Genomic DNA, 16,489 nt, shown 5'->3' with positions numbered 1-16,489 from the left:
TCTTGATTGCCGCTCGATCAGTAAAGATAGCTCTTGATTGGATTGGAACCCTCTAAGGTTTTACATTTCTCAGTGCATTTTGAAGAGGAGCCGTGTGGAATTTCCATAACGCTGATGCTTACTGCCATCGGGGCAGTAGATTAAAATACCAACGCAGCTGGTGAAATGCTCACCCCGCTAGGTCTCTTTCACTTCTGCCAGCGCTTGACGTTCCAGCTCAATCAACGACGGATGTTTCAACATCATCTGACGATATTCTTCAGCGGTACCCGAAAGCGTCACGCCGTAACTTTGAAAACGGAATACCACCGGCGCATAAAAGCAATCCGCAATCGACCAATCGCCAAAAAGATAGGGTCCGCTTGCGGCATGAGCGCTTCGGCATTCACTCCAGATTTGTTCGATGCGCTGAATGTCGGCAGAAATATCCGTGGCATCTTTCATGATTCTTTTTGCGATATTGCCTGGCATCGCTTTACGAAGTTCGGCAAAACCGGAGTGCATTTCCGCGACCACCGATCGTGCCCAAGCACGAGACTTCAGCTCTTGCGGCCACATTCTCTTTTCAGGATATTTTTCATTCAGATATTCCAAAATTGCCAGCGAATCCCAGATCGTTAAATCTCCATCGATCAAACAAGGAATGCGTCCTGACGGGGAGTACTTCAAAATTTCCTTCTGTGTCGAAGGCTTATCTAAAAGCACCACAGTCTCGACAAACGGAATGTTGAAAGAGTGAAGCGCCAGCCAAGCGCGCCAAGACCAAGTGGATAGATTTTTATCACCAATAATTAATTTCATAACAGTCCTCGAGTTGAAATACCGGGAACACAGACTCATCCCATATTAAATGAATAAGTTAGGCAGATGTATCAAAATTTTCGGAATAGATCTGCTGGATCTATGAATCGCCCTACACAAAATCTTTACTTCCTCAGCGCATCACTCTGCAAACGCTGATGTGCCAAAGTTTCGACTTCCTTCGCTAAGAACAGATTTTGCGCAAGCACACGATAAAAATTCTGCTGGCCGATTTCCAAAAAAACAGAATCCTGCTGCGTCGTCACGGTGGCCGTTCGTTGGCCGCCACTCATCAACAAAGAAATCTCGCCAAAGCAGGAACCTTGCCCAAGAACGTTGATGTTTTTTCCGCGCTGACTGATAACGACATTTCCTTGGACCAAAATATAACAGGCATTTCCCGGTTGTCCCTCTTGGAAAAGGGTCTGATGCGCTGGGGCCTGTTTCAATGTCCCGGAAAAAATCAAACTGTCCAAACTTTCATTCGGCAGATCTTTAAAGAAAGGGGATGAGGCCAAAGCCTGCAGTACCCAGAAACGATGCTGTAGACTTTGTGCTTTATCGGTCTTAATAAGTTGATCAAACTCTGGTAAGTGACGAACACGCAGGACTTCGCAGCCCATCGTGGTGATCACATCAGCCGTGCGAGGCTGATTTAAAAGAAAACTTCTTTCACCGAAGATGGAACCACTGCTTAAAGTCGCCACCAGTTGCCGACGTTTCTCGTCTAGCACGCGATAAATCGAAGCATGGCCTTTTAAAAGAATGTACAGATCCCGATCGTGCTGTCCCGCTTGTGTGATGCGAGTGTTTGCAGGAACTCGCAGACGTTCGGATTTTTGCAAAAGAAACTGCGCCAGCTGCGGTTCTAAAGATCGAAAGAAGGGGAGATCCTCGGCTCGTACGGACGTCGCTGTGCCGGGAGCAAAAGACGCCGATTGAAAACGGACCTCTTTTGGAGCAAGGCCTGAAAAGTAATTTTTAAAGGAGGCATTCATCAGAATTCCTTCCTCCACTAAAAATTGCAGCAATGAATAAAGCTCTCGAAAACTGACAAGCCATCCTTGTCCCAGGAAGAATTGAATCATCCCCTCGATGGAGCCTGAGTTTCTTAAAACATCCAAATATGAATAGTGCAGCGAATGCAGCCGGTAACTTTGACGGGTTTCAAGCACTGTCAGAGTTCCGCCGTCACCGGAAGGGGAAAGCTGCAAAGGTTTTAACTGGACCATTTCTTTTTCAAGCTTCATGCAACAGTCGTATCGGATAAAAACAGCTTTTAACTTACCGAACTTAAGTCTTGAAAGCGGATCCAGACTCGAGTCGATATGAAAACTCATCATACAATAAATTATGGCCATTACTGACTGTCGACATTTCTCGGGATACAAGCCCTGTGCAAAAAACTCAGACTGTACTCACAGTTGTCCTAAGAAAGACATTCCGCAAATATCTTTGCTGATCGTTCACTTGGGGGCTCTTGGCGCCGTCGTTCGCAGCACTTCGCTTTTAAAGGCCCTGAAACGTAAGTACCCAAGTTCGATGATCACCTGGGTGACAGATGCTCCGGCTCATCACTTGCTTAAAAATCATCCGGCTATTGATCGCGTGCTGACGACTGGTGAAGCCGATCTTTTGCAGTTGGGCGCTCTGGAATTTGAAGTCGCCTTCGTGATTGATAAATCTTTAAAAGCCGCGGGCGTACTGAAGCGCACCTCCGTAGATCAGGTTTTCGGATTCAAAGTCGATACTAGAAATGGGGCTATTCTTCCCGCGACAGAAGCAGCGACGGAATTGTGGGAGCTAGGACTTAACAATCACAAAAAATTCTTTGAAAATAAAAAACCCGAAACTCAGCTGATGATTGAGGCCCTGGAACTGGGACCTTATCAAAGAGATGACTACTGGCTGCCTTTGACGACGGACGAAGAAAATCTTCGCCAGCAGCGACGGTCTGCGTTCCTCGCGAAAAATAATAAAAGCTACGTTATCGGGTTAAACACGGGTTGCAGCAATGTGATCTCGTATAAGAAACTCACCGTTGAATATCACCGCGATCTGATCCGCCGTCTTCATCAGGAATTTCCCGAAGCGGAAGTGGTTCTTTTAGGTGGACCTGAAGATACGAAACGAAACCAAGAAATTGCGCAAGATTTAAACGTCATTTCCACCGCTACCGAGTCGGGCCTTAGAGATGGCTTGGTCAGTGTTGCCGCTTGCGATATCGTGGTTACCGGAGACAGCCTTGGAATGCACATGGCCATCTCCCAAAAAGCGCAAGTGATCGCATGGTTCGGGCCGACTTGTGCTCATGAAATAGACCTTTACGATCGGGGAGTTCACATTCTGACGAAAAGCCCTTGCAGCCCGTGCTGGAAGAGGACTTGTGAAAAAAGCATTATGTGCTACGATCAAGTGTCTTTAGAGGAAATAGTGAATGCCCTTAAATCTAGTCGTGCAAACAGCCTTTCTTGGAGATCTTCTGCTCTCCATTCCGCTGCTGAAGAAGTGCCGGGAGCAGTGGCCCCAGCATAAGCTTGCACTCGTCTGTCGTAAGGGATTTGGCGATTTTTTTCTTAAAACTCATCTCGTAGACCAAGTTTTTGAAATCGAAAAAGGAAATGCGGACTCCTACGCCAAAATCGTAGAGCATATTCGTTACGTGGAGGTCGACAATTTGATTTCTCCACACGAATCCTTAAGAACGGCGTTCTTTAACGCCAAGATCAAAGCCAAGCACAAAATCAGCTTTCAAAAATCCTGGAACTTTCTGATTTATTCAAAACGCACGCAGAAAAATGCACAGCTTCCCGATGCGATGAGACAGCTCAGTCTTCTCGCACCGGAAGACGCCAATTTGGCGAAGGATCTTTCCGATTACACGAAAGAGGCGAAACCTTTCACGGCGCAAGAATTTGGTAAGCTGTCTGCACCGCCAAAGTGGGCGTCGATGAGTTTGCGTCATCAGGTTTTAGAACTCACGGACGTCTATTCTTCGCTGAAACAGCGTTTTGACCTTCAAGGATTTGATGAAGGTAAAGCCGTTTTGATATTCCCTGGCAGTGTGTGGGCGACCAAACGCTGGACGGAAGAGGGCTTTATCAACACGGGAAAAGCCCTTCAACAAAAAGGTTTTAAAGTCTATGTGATGGGCGGGCCGGGTGAAGAAGAGCTGGCTGAAAAAGTAGCCGCAGCAATTCCGGGTTCTCAATCTCTTGCTGGAAAAACCAAGATCATTGAATCGGCTCAGTTGATTGCTCGCGCGGCTTTATTGATCGGCAATGACAGCGCATCGACACATCTCGCAGCCGTTTGTGAGACACCGTTGATAGCGGTATTTGGTCCCACGATTTTAGAATTTGGTTTTCGCCCTTGGTCTGCAGAAAGTTATGTCGTACAAACGGAAGGTTTGCCGTGCCGGCCTTGCGGCAAACACGGGCATAAAGTCTGTCCTATCGGCACCCATGTCTGTATGAAAAACATTTCTGCCGAAGACGTTCTGCGCACGGCAGGTTTTATTCTTCGGTCGTAAAATCCTTGACGTTGATACCGTACTTACGAATCTTACGCAGCAGCGTATTCTTAGGAATATTTGCCTGCGCCACTGTTTGATTGATGCGGCCGTTGTTGGCTTTCAAGGCACTCATGATAAATTCCTTTTCCATCTCTTCCTTGAAAGCATCAAAATCCAAAGGACCCGAATAACCAACGCTCGCTGTTTTATCAGGGCTTTCTTTCGGAGCTAGTTTCAAAGATTCTGGCAAAGAATCCACCGTAATCTGGTGAGAGTTCTCTACAATGAAAGCGCGTTCAATCACGTTTTCAAGCTCACGAATATTTCCAGGCCAACGATAAGCCTTCAACAAAGTTAAAACTTCGTCCGTTACGCCGTTGATAGTGCGACCGTGTTGTTTTGAAAACTTCTTAATAAAGTTTTGTGTTAATGCTTCGATATCATCGATACGTTCACGCAAAGGCGGCAGGAAAATAGGCATTACATTCAAGCGATAGAACAAGTCTTCGCGGAATGTGCCTTCTTCCATCATTTTTTCTAAATTTCGGTTTGTCGCCGCGATAATACGAGTCGTGGTCTTCACCTCGCGAGTCCCGCCGACCGGAGTGAATTTGCGCTCTTGCAGAACACGCAAAAGTTTTACCTGCATGTCCGGGCGAAGCTCTCCGATTTCATCAAGGAACAAAGTTCCGTTGTTCGCCATTTGGAACTTACCAATTTTTCTTTCTACCGCACCGGTGAAGGCGCCTTTTTCGTGACCAAAAAGTTCACTCTCCATCAAGCTTTCAGGAATCGCACCACAGTTGATGGCCACAAAACTTCCGGACTTGCGAGGGGAGTTGAAGTGAATGGCTTTTGCGACAAGCTCTTTTCCTGTCCCGTTTTCTCCGCGCACTAGAACTGTCGTGTCGACTTTGCACAGGCGATAGATCAGATTAAAGACCTCTTTCATCTTCGAGGAGCCGCCTACGAATTCACTTTCAATATCATCGTCAAAAACCGGGTTAGAAAGAGCCAGGCTAGAAACCAAGTCACGGGCTTCCTGAGACTTACGTACAATCTCCGTCAACTGTTGCGGGTTGACCGGTTTTTCAACGTAATCGTAAGCGCCTTCTTTAATCGCCACAACAGCGTCATGAAGATTGGAGTGCGCCGTCATTAAAACAACAAACGTACGAGGGTCGTGTTCTTTGATCGCCGTTAATGCTTCAATTCCATTCATCTCTGGCATCTTCACGTCCATTAGAACCAGATCCCATTGCTGTTGTTTTACTTTTTCTAGCGCTTCCTTGCCGGTGGAAGCTTCATCGATTGTAAAATCGATTTCCGGCATCGTAGATTTTAAAATCGAAATGACAGAGCGGCGTAACTCAGCTTCGTCGTCAACAATCAGAGTGTGGAGTTTGTTCATCATGCGATCACCTCGGTTTCATTTTCCATTGCGATTTCAGAGTCGAGCGGCAAAGTGAAGGACACCGTGGTTCCGTGTCCAACAGTGCTTTCCATTTTTACTTTTCCGCCATGCAGTTCAATAAAGTATTTAACTAAGTAAAGGCCTAGGCCGGTCCCTTTGGTTCGTAAATCCTGATCACTTCCGCGAGTGAATTTGCCCCAGACTTTTTCCATGTCTTCGGGTTTAATGCCTTCGCCAGTGTCTTTCACAATCACGTGAACCATGTCATCGGCCTCTAGCGACACCACTTCGATTTGACCATCGCGAGGGGTGTACTTAATCGCGTTTTCAACAAGATTAATGACCACCTCTTTAATCAGGGTGGTATCAAATTCTAAAGAAAACATAGGCTCAAGTGCCGTGTGAATTTGGATATTCTTTTCACGCGCCAAAGGACGAAGTGTTTGCAAAGCCTCTTCAATCACTTCGTTAATATCGCCTACTTCAGTGTGAATTTTAAAGTCACGGGATTCCACGCGCAGAACTTTTAAGATGGACTGAATATAGCGGTTTAGTTCGTCGCCATAAATACGCAGTGATCGTAAATCCTGACCCAATTCATTATCAGCATTCTGGGTTAACAGACGATCGACAATGGCTTGGATTTTCGCAATCGGAGTTTTCAGATCGTGAGAAATCAAGCTGACGAAATTATTCTTAAGCTGCTCTAGCTCTTGCAAGTACTGCTGTTCTTGTTGCAGGCGGAAGTTTTTCTTTTCGATCTTCGTGGCTTGATAGCCGATGAAAATGATCCAACATGCACCTAAAAGCACAAATGGAGAAAACGCCGGGGACCAGAAATAGAAACTATCAAAGACCCATGCTGAAAGAGCGGCTAATAAAGTTCCAATCCACAAAATACAGAACAGAGCTACGGATTGCGGATAAGTCGTAATTAAGAAGACCGCCATCAGCATCAAAACGAAAAAGCCCGCCGCATACCACCAGAATGAAAGGCGTTTGATCCACTTATTGCCTAAGAGCGTGTCTGTGACGTGCGCTAAGATCTCTGTGCGCGACAATGTTCCAACGGGGGTCATGTACACGGGGGCGGCGGACGTCTCGGCACCAATCAAAACGATCTTGTCGGAAAAAGCATTCGAGGGAATTTCGTCATACATGATTTCACTCAAAGTGTATTGAGTGAAGACCCGGCTTGTTCCCGCATAGTTGATCGGAAGTCCGGCCAGAGTGGTCGGAAATTTCTTACCCGTTAAACGCTCCACCAAATGAGGCATTTCCGCTCGTTGCGGGAAGACTCGGCGAACAACGCCGTCTTCATCGCGACGAACTTCATTGTTCCCCAAGTTGTCATGTTCACGGTTTGCAAATGCCGGCGTCAAAACACGCTCTAAGCTGTTCGTAGTTGAAGCCCATACAACGCGTTTATCTAAAAACAGACGTTGCTCTTCGGGATTTAAGCGCACGGTTCCGATGTTATCGCCAAAGTACAAGGTCACACCGACAGAGCGGGGATTTTGGCGCAGAATTTTTAGAAGCAGCTCATTCCAAACAGGTTTGTTCCAGAAAAAGCTGTCGGTGATATCTGTGACCTCAGACATGTTGTCCAGGAAGTTAGTCCTGCTGTCATAGATCGTTGCGAAGTCAGACTGACGGATGGTGATAAGGACGATCTGCTTTGAGGCTTTTTGGTCTCCGCGCAGTTGAAAGCGTTGGTCGTAGGATGTGATCTCGTCGTTAGAAAGGGCCAGGCCTCCGATGCTCCAACAAAGAAGGCAACGAAGCCAAAATCCGCGGCGTCGGGAAAAGAAGCGAAGCAGGACTTCGAGACGGATTCTGAGGTTTTGAAATGAGGCCTTTTGCACGCGTCGCAACATAGCAAATTTATTAAAAAATTCAACTATTAAAAGCACTTACCGCCGAGCCCAGAAAGAGGTATATTGAAAAATATGCATATCCTTCAAGGCGTTAAACAGTTGAGCTCCCCACTAGAGGCCTCTGTAGTCACTATAGGGAACTTTGACGGTGTTCATTTGGGCCATCAGCAACTCGTGGAAAATGTGGTCCGCGAAGCTCAGTATTTTGGTGTTCCTTCCGTGGTGTACACCTTCCATCCTCACCCTGTAAAAGTTCTGCATCCAGAGCGTGCGACGTACCGTCTTTTTGATTTGAAAGACCAGCAAGAACAGTTTGCTCAACGGGGGATTGAGTACGTCATTATCGAGGATTTCACGAAGGACTTTTCTAAAGTTTCTCCGCAAGATTTCCTAGAAAAATACATTGTCGAAAAATTGCATCCAAAAACTTTGGTCGTCGGCCATGACTTTTCTTTCGGCGCCGATCGTGCCGGGAATATTCCGTTTTTAGAAAAGTTCTGCGCCGAAAAAGGCATTCGCTTAATCATCATTCCGCCATTCCAATTTCAAGGGGCCGTGGTTTCTTCGACCCGCATCCGTGAAAAACTTAAGGACGGGGAGGTCGAAAAAGCCAATGAGCTTTTAGGCCGGACTTACTATGTGCGAGGTCATGTTGAAAAAGGATTTCAGCGTGGTCGCACCATTGGTGTGCCTACGGCGAATATTCACCCGGATGTTGAGTTCACTCCGCGCAAAGGTGTGTACTGCACTTTGACTAAAATCGGCAGTCACATGCATCCTTCGGTCACGAATATCGGAGTAAATCCGACGTTTCAAGAAAATGGCAAAGGACCGATCAAAATCGAAACTCATCTTTTTGATTTCGATGCTCATCTTTACGGCATGGAAGTGGAAGTTTATCTCTTGCACTTCATCCGCGACGAAATGAAGTTTTCTGGTATCGAAGAATTAAAAGCACAGATTCAAAAAGACATGATTGAAACCCGCAGGTATTTCGATGAACACCCTGAAGTTCGTTGATATTCGCCCGGAAGGGCCTAGCGTTTTTGCGAAGTATCTGGATTTTTTGTCTCGGCAAAAATCTTGGGGTTGGGTCGTTGAACATCACGCGACATTTTCAGCCGAAGTCATGGAAGGTGCAACGGCCGTGAAAATAGCGCCGTCGTTATCTGATGAAATTCTTCCGCAATTAAGAGTATTACCAACTCAAGTTCGCACTTCTCAAGTTTTAGATTCTTTTTTCCAGGACGAGGGAGGATGGTATCCGCGTCTTATTTTGCACGAAGCGATTCGCAGTGTTTTAGTGCAAGAAGCTCGGGACTTAGACATTCGTGCCCCGGGCTTTGTCGTTGGTGAAAGCAAAGAAGCTCGTGTGGCTGCTGGTGTGCTTGCTGAGATGGGAGTCTCTGAAATTTTTCTTGTCGGGGATCCCGCAGTTTTAGAACCTCAAAAACATGTTCTATCTCGTCAGCAATTGGGCATTCGCTTTAATATCCTCAACCCCGACGATCTGACTCTGCAGGCGGTGAGCGCCGGAGTGATGATTAACACCATGGATTTGCGTCAGAACAAAAGTTTGCTAACAGATCTGTCGTATTTCAATTTCATGAAGCGTGCGGGCTATGCACTGGATTTGAATTTGTTCCCTCTGGAAAATCTTTTATTGGAAGAAGCGGAGCGTGCGGATTTGAAAGTCTTGCCGCCTGTTTTAGTGGCAGAAACTTTCACGCGACTTTGGTTTCAGCGTTTGAAGTTGAGTGATGATATTTCAAACGATGAAATTCGCGCGACTTGGAATACATTTTTGAAAGAAAACTCTTCTTCGGTCTAGTTACAAAAAATGGCACCCTGTATTAAAGTAAGTCTAGTGACAGGAGCCATATGTCTTCACTCAAAATTGGTGAAATCTTAGTTAAGCAAGGTCTGCTGCGCGCAGATCAGTTGTCGCTTGCAATTGAAGAACAGAAAAAAGCCGGAAATAAACTGACGTCTGCCATCATTCAATTGGGTTTCCTTAAAGAAAATCAAATCCTTCGTGCGCTGGAAAAGCATTTCGCGGTTCCCGGCGTGGAAGTGAACACATTTGAAATTGATCAGTCGGTTATCAGCCTTATTCCTAAAGATGTCTGTGAAAAGAACACGTTGATTCCCTTGCAGAAGGCGGGAACCACACTGGTGGTCGCTTTTGCCGATCCTTCCAATATCATCGTTAAAGAAGACTTACGATTTATCACTCGCTGTCGTATTCAGGCCGTTGTAGGAACGGAAAGTGCGATTGCTTCTGGTATTGAAAAATACTATGGCGGTAGCATCAGTACGAAGTCTTTAAATGTGATCGGATCTGATGGGTTTGACGAAGAATTCAGTGTCAACAATCCTACGGCCGAAGTTATTGACCAAGACGGCGTGACAGACGATGCGCCTATCGTGAAGTTCGTGAACTCGATCTTAACGGATGCCATTCGTAAAAGAGTTTCAGATATTCACTTTGAACCCTACGAAAAGAAATACCGCGTGCGTTTCCGTATCGACGGTAACTTGCAAGAAGCCACGGCCCCTCCTGCGGGAACGGGTGCGGCTATTGCCTCTCGTATTAAGATCATGTCTAAGCTCGACATCGCAGAAAAACGCCGTCCCCAGGATGGTCGTTTGAAAGTCCGTACTTCCAAAGGGAAAGAGATGGATTTCCGTGTGAGTGTCTTGCCGACACTGTGGGGTGAAAAAGTTGTTCTGCGTCTTTTAGATAAATCGAATTTGCAGCTTGATATGACGAAGCTGGGATTTGAAGAAGACGATTTGAAACTTTTCAAATCGCAGATCAATCTTCCTCAAGGCATGGTTTTGATCACAGGTCCTACGGGTTCCGGTAAAACAAATACGATCTATTCAGCGCTTTCAGAGCTGAATCAGCCGGATGTAAATATCTCGACAGCAGAAGACCCGGTCGAATTCAACTTAGAAGGTATTAATCAGGTTCAAATGAACCCGGATATTGAGCTGACTTTCGCAAGTGCCTTAAAATCTTTCCTGCGTCAGGACCCGGATATCGTTCTGGTGGGGGAGATTCGTGACTTAGAAACAGCCGAAATTGCTTTTAAAGCGGCGTCAACAGGTCACTTGGTTGTAAGTACCTTGCATACCAACGATGCTCCTTCGACGGTGATTCGTCTGACAGAAATGGGCGTGGCTCCTTATATTATTACTTCCACCGTGAATCTTATCGTCGCTCAACGTCTGGTGGGTAAAATCTGTGAATCGTGCAAAGCTCCGGTCGATGTGCCCGCCCAAATTCTTTTGAACTTGGGCGTACCTCAAGCCGAAGTGGGTGATTACAAAGTTTTCCGCGGCAAAGGCTGCGCGAACTGCAGTAACACAGGAATCAAAGGTCGTACTGCCATTTTTGAACTTATGCACATGACCGAAAAGATGAAAGAGGCGATTCTTAAAGGAGCCTCGACAGGACAGCTTCGTTATCTAGCACGTGAACAAGGTATGAGAACTCTACGTCGTAGTGCCTTGTTAAAATTGAAGCGTGGTTTGACGACGATTGAAGAAGTACTCAATGCATCAGTGAAGGACACATAATGAGTTTGACGGAACTTCTTTTGCAGGCAAAAGCGAAAAAAGCTGAAGAGTTTTTATTTGTAGTGGGCAGTGAACCGCGTGTTCGTTTGTCTTCAGGGTGGGCGAGTCTTCGCACTTCTCCCGCATTAGTAACGGAATGGAATCTTCTGCAGCAAAGTCTTTTATCTAATCAGCAAAAGGCCGTTCTGGATACGACGGGTGTTGTTCAAGGCGAAGCCTCTTTTGAAAATGTTCGTATTGGTTTTTCTTTCTTTCAACAAGACACAACAATGAAAGCCGTCTTGGATATGGACTTAGACGGTGGACGACAGGAAATTTCCTTACCGCCTTCACTGATGGAAAGCTGCGCGCGCATGAAAGGCCTGGTTCTTCTGTCTGGTCCCGGTGAAGCGGGGCAGGTGTGGGCATTGCATAAAATCCTGCAAAAGCTCAGTGAAGAAAAAGCTTTTGTCGGCGTTGTTTTTTCTCGCAAAGCTTTTCCTCAAGTGAAGGAAGCGAAGGCTTGTTATCTTTACCACAACGGTGACTTTTCAAAACCTGAAGAACGCGAAAGCCTGATGGCGGGCGTAGATATGGTGGTCTTTGAAGGGTTCGCTGATGATGAATCGTTGCTTGAGGCTATGACATTGGCGGAGCGCGGTCTTTTTGTTATTTATTCGATGAAGGCTCCATCTCTTACGAATGCTCTTCGTCGCTCTTTATCAGTTCTTGGAGAAAAATATGGAGAGCATGGCGCGCCACGCTTTTCTGAGATTTTAAGTTTGGCGGCGGGACAATACGCTGTCAGCGGACTTGCCGGAGACAAAGTTTTTGCACACGAAGTTTTACTTATGAAGCCTCAGGTGCGCAGCCTCATTGAGACGGAGGACTTAAAGGGCTTAGACTCTTTGATGAATCACGCCCAAGAAAATTCCGGCATTTTAACTTTGAATCAGTCTTTACTTCAGCATCTTATTCGTCGTCGTGTAGACCTAAAAACAGCATTTGAAGTTTCTCGTGATCCCGACAATCTTGATCAGCTCTTGAAAAAGGTAGGTATCTAAGATGGCAAAGTTTCAATACCAAGCAAAAAACGCCTCGGGCCAAGTGGTTCAAGGTGAAATCGAAGCCGCCAACCAACAAGAGGCGATCATTCGTTTAAGAGCGCAGCAGCTGTTGCCTGTTCGTGTCGTGCAATTTGGTGGCGCGCGTGCGGCCGCAGGAAAAAGCAGCACGGGGCTTTTTGCTCCGCGTGTGAATGGAAAAGATCTTCAAGTTTTCACTCGACAGTTTGCTACTTTGATCAATGCCGGTATTCCCGTCGTGGACTCCTTAAAAATTCTTTCTGAAGGTCTGCGCCCAGGGCTTTTAAAAGAGGCCTCTGCTCAAGTAAAAACTTCGATCGAAGGCGGTCGTCGTTTGGCTGACTCTATGGCGCAAGTGCCGAATGTTTTCGATAAACTTTACGTGAACATGATCCAAGCGGGTGAAGAAGCCGGTATCTTGGATAGCATTCTGCAACGTCTTGCCAGCTACATGGAAAAATCTGAAAAGCTGAAAGCGCAAGTCAAAGGAGCCTTGGTGTATCCGATGGTCATCATCGTCGTTGCGATGATCGTTATCGCGGGTATCCTGGTTTTCATTATTCCAAAGTTCATGGAATTCTTTGCGTCTTCAGGAAAAGAACCACCTGCTTTAACTCAAATGGTGGTGAATCTAAGTAACTCGATGATTAATAACTGGTACGTATACCTGGTCGTTCTGATTGTCGGTCCTTTCGTGTTTGCGCAGTGGATCCGCACTGATGCGGGTAAAGACGCGTTTGATCGTTTCATCATGAAAGCACCGGTTTTTGGTGAAGTGGTGCAAAAGTCTGCGATCGCCCGTTTGACTAGAACACTTTCCACCTTGTTGTCTTCGGGTGTAGGGTTGATCGAGGCCATTGATATTTCTTCAAAAACTGCGGGCAATATCGTTATCGAGCAGTCTTTGCTTCGCTGTAAAGAGTCCGTAACCCAAGGTCGTACTTTTGCGGCACCTCTAGGAAAAGAAAAAGCCTTCCCCGAGATGGTCGTACAAATGATCTCGATTGGCGAACAGTCGGGTACTTTGGATATCATGTTGGGTAAGATCGCCGACTTCTATGAAGATGAAGTCGAAACCGCAGTAAAAGCTATGACCTCACTTCTAGAGCCTCTTTTGATGGTTGTTTTGGGTGGTATTATCGCCGTTCTTGTCGTGGCGATGTATCTTCCGATCTTCAATATGGCGGATGTGGTTCAATAGATGCGCCTAAGTTTTGCTTTGCAGAACAATAAAGAACAAGGACTGATGGTGGAGTTTGGCCGCCTCAGTCTTTTTGTTCTTATACTTGTTATCAGTGTTATTTCCAGCATCGTTCAAGAAGGATTCGTGAACTGGTCCATCTTAGGGCCGTTTTATTCCATTCTGACAGTGGCACTGGGACTTCATTTGATTTGGTTTTCCTTCTGGGACCAGTTGCTGCAACGTCCGCTTCTTTTGTTTTTGGGTTTTGTCGCCGACTCGCTGCTGATTTCACTTTTGATTTATCATTCGGGAATCAGTCAGTCCTTGTTTCTATTTTTGCACTTAGTAAATATCTTATTAGCGGGTATCGCGTGTCGCGGCGTGGGCGCGGTGACGTTGGCTCTTTTTACGAGCATCTTTTTTTCTGGGGCAGCTCTGTTTTCGCCAGAAATGAAAGCCCTGAATTTCTTTTTTCTTTTAGCTTTAAATAATATCGCGTTCTTCTCGGTCGCGGGATTGTCGGGATATTTAAGTGAACAGCTTCAATTTGTTGGTAGCGAACTTAAAAAAACCGGTCTAAGCCTTCGTTCTGCGCAAGAACTTAACGAAGTTTTGGTTGAGAATATTCCGACAGGAATGGTCTCATTCACTGAAAACGGAGAAATTGTAAAAGCAAACTCTTCGGCGCTCGAGATTTTAGGCATGCCCGATGTTTCGTCGGCGAACTTTTATCAGCTTTTTCCAGACGTTGATAAGGCAGAGTCTTTAGTCAAAAAAGACGTGAAGTACGCACCGTCGCCAGAAGCTCAGGCAAAAATCCTAGGTCTGACGGTATCCAAAATCTATAGTCCTGAGCTTCAATCACATCTTTCTATCGCGCTTTTTGATGACTTAACTAAAATTCGTCAATTGGAATACAACGCCCGTCAAAATGAAAAGTTGGCAGCGGTGGGCGGCTTGGCGGCGGGGATTGCCCATGAAATTCGCAATCCGTTAGCCGGTATCAGCGGCAGTATAGAGATGCTGACTCAAACAGTGACGAACGAAGATGATCGTAAACTGATGAAAATTGTTCTTCGGGAAATTGATCGCTTGAACAACCTAATCACTGAATTTCTGGATTACGCGCGCCCCGAAACGCCGCCGACAGATCCGGTGGATTTGTCTTCGCTTGTGACGGAAGTTTTGGACTCTATGCGTACCAACAATCAAGTGCGCGCCGATGTCGAGCAAGTCAGACAGTACGATGCCGGGTTAAAGATCTTAGGTCGTCGTGATAAATTGAAACAGGCTTTTTTAAATATCATTATCAACTCATACCAAGCGATGAATGAAAGTCCGCAACCGAAAATTTCCGTTCAAGCCGTGACGAAAGGCAATGAAGTGGAAGTGCGCATTCGTGATGCCGGATGTGGAATGAGCGAAGCGACGAAGAAGAAAATGTTTGAACCCTTCCACACGACGAAACCTAAAGGCACGGGCCTAGGTCTAGCTGTGACTCATAAGATTTTGGAAGGGCATGGAGCACAAGTCTTTGTCGAAAGCGAAGTCGGCGTAGGTACTGAGTTTATTTTGACTTTTCCCAAAGCAAACTGAGAGAATGAATAGAACACAGGACGTGGGAGCGTATACATGAAGTCGAGAATTCTTGTTGTCGATGACGAAGAATCCATTCGCGAGTTTTTAGAGATCATGCTTAAAAAAGAAGGCTATGAAGTGACTTTGGCTGAGGATGGCCAAAAAGCGAAAGACCTTCTAACGAAAAAAACTTTCGATATGATCATTTCGGATCTACAGATGCCGCATGTGACGGGTATCGAGCTTCTGAAACACGTCAAAGAATCTTACCCTGATACGGTCTTCATGTTGATCACGGCTTTCGGTACAACCGAAACTGCGGTTGAAGCCATGAAGATGGGTGCCTACGATTATTTGACGAAGCCGTTTAAGATTGATGAAGTTCGTTTGAACATTCAAAATGCTTTACGTTCTCGCAACTTGGAAGTTGAAAATAGATCTCTTAAAAAAGAACTCGTTAAAGAATACTCTTTCCAAAACATGGTCGGAAACTCTCCGGCGATGCACGCGATTTACGATATGGTTAAGCGTGTCTCTCAAACTCCAACAAACGTTTTGATCACGGGGGAGTCGGGAACAGGTAAAGAGGTCGTTGCAAAAGCGATTCACTACAATGGTCCTTTGAAAGACCGTCCGTTTGTGACTGTCAACTGTGGTGCTATTCCTGAAAACTTGATGGAATCTGAAATGTTCGGTCATAAGAAGGGCTCTTTCACAGGCGCTGTTTCAGATAAAGCGGGTCTTTTCGAAGTGGCTGATTCCGGAACTCTGTTCCTGGATGAGGTCGGTGAGTTGCCTTTGACGATTCAGGTAAAGCTTCTTCGTGCGATTCAAGAGCGTGTAATTCGCCGTGTGGGTGCGACGGAAGACATGAAAGTCGAAGTGCGTATCATCGCGGCGACAAACAGAAATCTTGAAGAGATGGTTCAAAAAGGAACTTTCCGTCAAGATTTGTTCTATCGCTTGAATGTTATCAATATCAAAACTCCGGGCCTTCGCGAACGCCGTGAAGACGTTCCTTTGCTCGCAAATCACTTCCTTAAAAAGTACAACGAGCGTTTGGGTAAAAACATCGGCGCAATCAGCGCAGAAGCAATGGAGATTTTAAAGAAGTATGACTATCCAGGTAACGTGCGTGAGCTTGAAAACTTGATCGAGCGCACAGTGGCTTTAGAAGGTGGCGCAACCATCCTTCCTGAATCTTTGCCACCGATGGTGAATACGGCATCGGGCCGCAAGATGGCCTCGTCCAATGAAATCGAAATCGGTGATGACGGTGTTGATCTTGATAAGGTGATGGGACAGATTGAAAAAGAACTTTTGGTGAAAGCGATTCACGCCGCCGGCGGAGTGAAAAAGAGAGCTGCCAAGCTTCTTCATATTTCATTCCGATCTATGCGATATCGCATAGAAAAATACAACCTCGGTGTTGTTGGTGATGATGAACTAGATGATGAATAAAATCTCAACAGA

Annotated in this window: 13 protein-coding genes; 9 read left to right on the top strand and 4 right to left on the bottom strand. The window is 46.0% G+C overall.

Annotation, left to right across the window (positions count from 1 at the left end):
- Nucleotides 1-177: 177 nt before the first annotated feature.
- On the bottom strand, nucleotides 178-801 hold the full coding sequence (locus AZI87_RS14060) for a glutathione S-transferase family protein (protein ID WP_063208420.1): 624 nt from the start codon (nucleotides 799-801) through the stop codon (nucleotides 178-180).
- A 125-nt stretch (nucleotides 802-926) separates the two neighbouring features.
- A complete protein-coding gene (locus AZI87_RS14055; protein ID WP_172795528.1) occupies nucleotides 927-2,144 on the bottom strand; it encodes a cyclic nucleotide-binding domain-containing protein in 1,218 nt (405 codons plus the stop codon).
- A gap of 112 nt (nucleotides 2,145-2,256) precedes the next feature.
- On the opposite strand from AZI87_RS14055, the gene AZI87_RS14050 reads away from it, so the two are divergent.
- Both AZI87_RS14050 and AZI87_RS14045 read left to right on the top strand, forming a co-directional pair.
- A complete protein-coding gene (locus AZI87_RS14050) occupies nucleotides 2,257-3,336 on the top strand; it encodes a glycosyltransferase family 9 protein (protein WP_063208416.1) in 1,080 nt (359 codons plus the stop codon).
- Complete coding sequence (locus tag AZI87_RS14045; RefSeq protein ID WP_063208414.1) at nucleotides 3,239-4,333, top strand: glycosyltransferase family 9 protein; 1,095 nt, start codon at nucleotides 3,239-3,241, stop codon at nucleotides 4,331-4,333. The genes AZI87_RS14050 and AZI87_RS14045 overlap by 98 nt, the downstream gene beginning before the upstream one ends.
- On the opposite strand, the gene AZI87_RS14040 is transcribed toward AZI87_RS14045, so the two are convergent.
- On the bottom strand, nucleotides 4,317-5,729 hold the full coding sequence (locus AZI87_RS14040; protein ID WP_063208411.1) for a sigma-54-dependent transcriptional regulator: 1,413 nt from the start codon (nucleotides 5,727-5,729) through the stop codon (nucleotides 4,317-4,319). The two genes, AZI87_RS14045 and AZI87_RS14040, sit on opposite strands and share 17 nt — an antisense overlap.
- Entirely contained in the window at nucleotides 5,726-7,606 is a 1,881-nt protein-coding gene (locus tag AZI87_RS14035; RefSeq protein WP_063208409.1) for an ATP-binding protein, read from the bottom strand. The genes AZI87_RS14040 and AZI87_RS14035 overlap by 4 nt, the downstream gene beginning before the upstream one ends.
- Nucleotides 7,607-7,678: 72 nt before the next feature.
- Between AZI87_RS14035 and AZI87_RS14030 the strand changes: the two genes are divergently transcribed.
- The 7 genes from AZI87_RS14030 to AZI87_RS14000 are packed head-to-tail and all read left to right on the top strand — an operon-like array spanning nucleotide 7,679 to nucleotide 16,477.
- Nucleotides 7,679-8,626: a bifunctional riboflavin kinase/FAD synthetase gene (locus AZI87_RS14030; protein WP_063208407.1), complete on the top strand. Its 948-nt coding sequence runs from the start codon at nucleotides 7,679-7,681 to the stop codon at nucleotides 8,624-8,626.
- On the top strand, nucleotides 8,604-9,437 hold the full coding sequence (locus AZI87_RS14025) for a hypothetical protein (RefSeq protein ID WP_063208405.1): 834 nt from the start codon (nucleotides 8,604-8,606) through the stop codon (nucleotides 9,435-9,437). Before AZI87_RS14030 ends, AZI87_RS14025 begins: the two co-directional genes overlap by 23 nt.
- A 50-nt stretch (nucleotides 9,438-9,487) precedes the next feature.
- Nucleotides 9,488-11,191, top strand: a complete 1,704-nt coding sequence (gene pilB, locus AZI87_RS14020) for a type IV-A pilus assembly ATPase PilB (RefSeq protein ID WP_063208403.1) — start codon at nucleotides 9,488-9,490, stop codon at nucleotides 11,189-11,191.
- Nucleotides 11,191-12,234, top strand: coding sequence for a hypothetical protein (locus AZI87_RS14015; protein WP_063208401.1), 1,044 nt, complete (start codon nucleotides 11,191-11,193; stop codon nucleotides 12,232-12,234). The genes pilB and AZI87_RS14015 overlap by 1 nt, the downstream gene beginning before the upstream one ends.
- Before the next feature lies 1 nt (nucleotide 12,235).
- Nucleotides 12,236-13,456 (top strand): type II secretion system F family protein, encoded by a 1,221-nt coding sequence (locus AZI87_RS14010; protein WP_063208399.1) that lies wholly within the window; start codon nucleotides 12,236-12,238, stop codon nucleotides 13,454-13,456.
- A complete protein-coding gene (locus AZI87_RS14005) occupies nucleotides 13,457-15,034 on the top strand; it encodes a two-component system sensor histidine kinase NtrB (protein WP_063208397.1) in 1,578 nt (525 codons plus the stop codon). It begins immediately after the preceding gene.
- 36 nt (nucleotides 15,035-15,070) lie between these two features.
- The gene (locus tag AZI87_RS14000; protein WP_063208395.1) at nucleotides 15,071-16,477 is read left to right on the top strand and encodes a sigma-54-dependent transcriptional regulator; all 1,407 of its coding nucleotides are present in this window, start codon (nucleotides 15,071-15,073) and stop codon (nucleotides 16,475-16,477) included.
- Nucleotides 16,478-16,489 lie beyond the last annotated feature (12 nt).

The sequence above is a fragment of the Bdellovibrio bacteriovorus genome, assembly GCF_001592745.1.
Lineage (GTDB): Bacteria > Bdellovibrionota > Bdellovibrionia > Bdellovibrionales > Bdellovibrionaceae > Bdellovibrio > Bdellovibrio bacteriovorus_B.
Note: the sequence above shows the minus strand (reverse complement) of the source record. Positions and strands in the feature narration are given on the sequence as shown.